At 36.2% G+C, this 4,276-nt stretch carries 4 protein-coding genes; 1 reads left to right on the forward strand and 3 read right to left on the reverse strand.

Features of this window, described 5'->3' with window-relative positions:
- Positions 1-29: 29 nt before the first annotated feature.
- The 3 genes from fabD to WBN21_RS13135 all read right to left on the reverse strand — a co-directional run bounded on the left by fabD (position 30) and on the right by WBN21_RS13135 (position 3,587).
- Entirely contained in the window at positions 30-923 is an 894-nt protein-coding gene (fabD, locus tag WBN21_RS13125; protein ID WP_424200995.1) for an ACP S-malonyltransferase, read from the reverse strand.
- 174 nt (positions 924-1,097) lie between these two features.
- Positions 1,098-2,654, reverse strand: coding sequence for an NAD(P)/FAD-dependent oxidoreductase (locus WBN21_RS13130; RefSeq protein WP_424200996.1), 1,557 nt, complete (start codon positions 2,652-2,654; stop codon positions 1,098-1,100).
- A 9-nt stretch (positions 2,655-2,663) separates the two neighbouring features.
- Entirely contained in the window at positions 2,664-3,587 is a 924-nt protein-coding gene (locus tag WBN21_RS13135; protein WP_424200998.1) for a dihydrofolate reductase, read from the reverse strand.
- Between the two features lie 316 nt (positions 3,588-3,903).
- Here WBN21_RS13135 and WBN21_RS13140 point away from each other — a divergent pair, with 316 nt between their 5' ends.
- Positions 3,904-4,200 carry an isoamylase early set domain-containing protein gene (locus tag WBN21_RS13140; protein WP_424201000.1) on the forward strand — a complete coding sequence of 99 codons (297 nt, stop codon included), beginning with the start codon at positions 3,904-3,906 and terminating at the stop codon, positions 4,198-4,200.
- Positions 4,201-4,276: the final 76 nt, after the last annotated feature.

The raw sequence follows: 4,276 nt of genomic DNA on the forward strand, positions 1-4,276 counted from the left end.
ATGTAGATTGAGCGTTTACTTAGCTTCATTTAAATACTAGTTTCAAAAGTTGCAGAAGCTGTTTCCGAATCTCTATTTATTTTTTTAACCAAACCTTGCAACACTTTTCCTGGGCCTACTTCAGTAAAAAGAGTAGCGCCATCGGCTATCATTTGTTGTACAGATTGGGTCCAACGAACAGGAGCAGTTAGTTGAGAAATTAGATTTGCTTTTATAGCTTCTTCATCAGTAACAGCACTAGCCGTTACATTTTGATAAATTGGGCAGTTTGGTTTGCTAAAGGTTGTGTTTTTAATGGCTGCAGCTAATTCTTCACGAGCTGGCTCCATTAATGGCGAATGAAAAGCACCTCCAACTGGTAATACTAACGCACGGCGGGCGCCTTCTTCTTTTAGTGTTTCGCACGCTTTGTTAATTGCTTCAACCTCTCCAGAAATTACTAATTGCCCAGGGCAGTTATAGTTTGCGGCAACCACAATACCTTCAGTAGTAGCGCATATTTTTTCAACAATATCATCATCAAGACCTAAAACGGCAGCCATGGTACTCGGTTGTAATTCACAAGCTTTTTGCATTGCTAATGCACGTTGCGATACTAATTTTAATCCGTCTTCAAAAGTTAAAACACCAGCAGCAACTAATGCTGAAAATTCACCAAGCGAATGCCCTGCAACCATATCTGGTTTAAAACTATCGCCTAATGTTTTGGCTAAAATTACAGAGTGTAAAAATATGGCTGGTTGCGTTACTTTAGTTTCTTTAAGAGATTCGGCAGTTCCTTCGAACATGATATCTGTAATGTTGAAACCTAATATTGTGTTGGCTTTTTCGAATAACTTTTGAGCTAAAGGTGAGTTCTCATAAAGGTCTAAACCCATTCCTGAGAATTGTGCCCCTTGACCTGGAAATATATATGCGTTCATGTTGGTTTGTTTTTATGTTGCTAAAATAGGAATAAATTTTTGGAAGCTACGCCCATGTTTTTTGAAAGTTTTGGTTTGCGTTAGGGATTGCAGAGGAAAGCCCACAGCGACCTTTTGGGAGCGAGGACTTGCAACGTAAAGCCCGACCCATGTGGTAACGCCCAAAATATTAAATTATAGATTTCCTGTTGCGGCTTCGGCACAACGCTCGCCATCCATAGCCGCCGAAACAATGCCGCCAGCATAACCGCCACCCTCGCCACAAGGGAATAAATTGCTAATTTGAATGTGCTGCAATTGCTCATTTCTTGGAATGGAAACGGGTGATGAGGTTCTAGATTCAACACCAACCACATTGGCTTCTTCGGTATAATAGCCTTTCATTTTTCGTCCAAAAGCTTCAAAGCCTTTTCTGAGTCTGCCACCAATAAATTTAGGTAATAGCGAATGTAATGGCGCAGAATTTAACCCTGGTTGGTATGAGCAGGGGTTTAAACTATTTGATAATCTACCCTCTACAAAATCGGTTAGTCGTTGTGCCGGAGCTACTTGACTTCTCCCACCCGCTGTAAATGCTAAACGCTCTAAATTTTTTTGATATTCTAACCCTTTTAAAGCACCAAATTGCTCATATTTAGGTAAATCTTTATGGACATCAATTTCTACTACAATGCCTGAATTGGCATATAAATTATTTCGTTTTGAAGGGGACATGCCGTTAACAACTACCTCACCATTGGCGGTGGCAGCAGGCACAATAAAACCGCCAGGACACATGCAAAAGGAATAAACTCCACGGTCTTTAACTTGTTCTACCAAGCCATAAGATGCAGCAGGCAATAATTTGTCGCGTTCGCCAGAACAATGGTATTGAATAGAATCAATAATTTGCTGCGGATGCTCAACACGAACGCCCATGGCAAACGATTTCGCTTCAAGAGCTATATGTTTTTTGTTTAATAGGTAAAAAATGTCGCGTGCAGAATGACCTGTTGCTAAAATTACTTTTTCAACAGCTAATTCATCACCGTTTTTTAATTGAATGGCTTTTATTTTATCATCTTTTAAAATGAAATCGGTAACGCGGGTTTCAAAATGAATTTCGCCACCATATTTCAGTATAGTTTCACGAATATTCTGAACCACTTTAGGTAGTTTGTTGGTGCCAATATGCGGATGTGCATCTACCAAAATTTGGTCGGTTGCGCCATGGTAAACTAGGTTTTCAAAAATACGACGCACATCTCCACGTTTTAAACTTCGGGTATAAAGTTTTCCATCACTATAAGTTCCAGCCCCGCCTTCGCCAAAGCAATAATTAGAATCTTCGTTTACAAAATGATCTTGATTAATGGCTTTTAAATCCCTGCGGCGATCTTGTACATTTTTGCCTCGCTCTAAAACAACGGGTTTAAAACCAAGTTCGATACAGCGCAAAGCAGCATACATGCCAGCTGGTCCAAAACCAATGATATGAATAGGTTTTCCTTTTGAAACATCATTATAATCAAATTGATATGCTGAGTTTTCAGGAACAGGTTCCTTAATATAAACAGCAACTTTATAATTAAGGATTATTTTGGGTTTTCTGGCATCAATAGATTTCCGAAGCACTTTAACGCCTGAAATATCATGCCTGTCAATATCTAATTTTATAGCAGATTTTAAAACCAGAATATCGGGCTGTTCTTCTTCTTTAAGTGTTATACGCAGTTGTATGTCTTTAACCATGTGGCATAATTACTTCCTTTCATAGGTCAAAAACGAAAACTCATGTTTGTGAGTCTCATCTTTTTTATGAAGTGTATTCGCTGTTTCCTTCCAAATCGACATATCTATTTTTGGAAAATAGGTGTCGGCATCAAAATTTTCATGCACCCGAGTGAGTTCTATTTTGTTTGCAATTGCCATGGCCTGCTTATAAATTTGCCCGCCACCAATAATAAATGGCTGCGAATCGTTTCTCGTAGCATCAATAGCGTCTTCTAAATTATGAACAACAATAACACCATAAGGAGCATTGTAATCTTGCTGGCGGGTAATTACAACATGTGTTCTATTAGGTAGTGGCTTAGGGAAACTCTCAAAAGTTTTCCGCCCCATAATAATATGGTGCCCGTTAGTAAGTGCTTTGAAACGTTTTAAATCGTCACCTAAATGCCAAATTAATTTGTTGCCTAAACCAATCGCATCATTTTCTGCGGCAGCAACAATAATGGTGAGTTCAGATTTGGAACCTATGTTTTTAGTAAAGGTTTTTTTTTCAGGTTGCAGTTCACTTTGCGCAATTAAACTACCCTCTTTTTCTAAACCCGTTTTAAGTTTTTCAATGCCATTTTTCTGTTTAGCAACCAATTTTTCTAACTGCAATTTCTCCCAATCTTTACCCATAAATTTATGAGTAACAAATACATTAAATAGGTGGTAAACAAATAAAAACAACCATAATAAAATAGCAAACACAAACCAATCGATCCCAAAAAGTTTGAAGTCCTTGCCAATTCCTAAAACAGTATTAGCAATAATTAAAAATATAGCACCAATTAAAAAAATCACAAAATGCACATACAAGTGTTTTTTTTGCTTGATGCGTTTTTGAGCATTTTCAATAAGCTCTAATTGGTCTTTGTCTCTTTGCGGTACAGGTTTCTTTTTTCCAAACATAGTAATGAAATAATGACTGTAAAGTTAATCCTTTTTGAAATTAAAAATATAATAATGAAATACTTAATTAAAGTAATTTTCCGAAAACGATTTCGAATCAAAATGCGCTGATAATCAGTTAAAAACGCGGTTTTAAGGTTGTTAATTACATAATTATTAACCTAATTTATTGTTTTCTTTATTATATTGTTGAATACAAATTGCCAAATTGATAATTTTTTGAAAGTATACAGGCTTAAGTAGTTACATCATTTAATTTGTTTATAAATTTGCAACATTATTACGACGATAAAACAAAAATTTAAATATTATAATTATGGCTATTAAAAAACAATTTTTAAAAAGTAAACCAGTTTGTAAAGTAACTTTTTCTTTATCTGCTGAAGATGCAAAAAAAGTTTCTGTTGTTGGATCTTTTAACGATTGGAATGCTAAAAAAGCACCTCTTAAAAAGTTAAAAAACGGAACTTTTAAAGGAACTCTTGATTTAGAGTCTGGAAGTTCTTACGAATTTAAATATCTAGTTGACGGTGTTTACGTAAATGACGATGCTGCCGATGCTTATGCATGGAACGATTTTGCTGGTGCAGAAAACGGTATTATAAACCTATAATTACTGCGTTATAAAAGCTTAAAAGCACCTCATTTGAGGTGCTTTTTTATTTTGTGATATTTGGGCGTTACCCAAG

Origin of the sequence: Algibacter sp. (assembly GCF_049667265.1) — a bacterium.
Taxonomy (GTDB): Bacteria; Bacteroidota; Bacteroidia; order Flavobacteriales; family Flavobacteriaceae; genus Algibacter_B.

Excerpts from the sequence above, each read along its gene's own strand:
- WBN21_RS13130 (WP_424200996.1), bottom strand. The coding sequence starts at position 2,654 with ATGGTTAAAGACATACAACTGCGTATAACACTTAAAGAAGAAGAACAG.
- WBN21_RS13140 (WP_424201000.1), top strand. The coding sequence starts at position 3,904 with ATGGCTATTAAAAAACAATTTTTAAAAAGTAAACCAGTTTGTAAAGTA.
- WBN21_RS13135 (WP_424200998.1), bottom strand. The coding sequence starts at position 3,587 with ATGTTTGGAAAAAAGAAACCTGTACCGCAAAGAGACAAAGACCAATTA.
- fabD (WP_424200995.1), bottom strand. The coding sequence starts at position 923 with ATGAACGCATATATATTTCCAGGTCAAGGGGCACAATTCTCAGGAATG.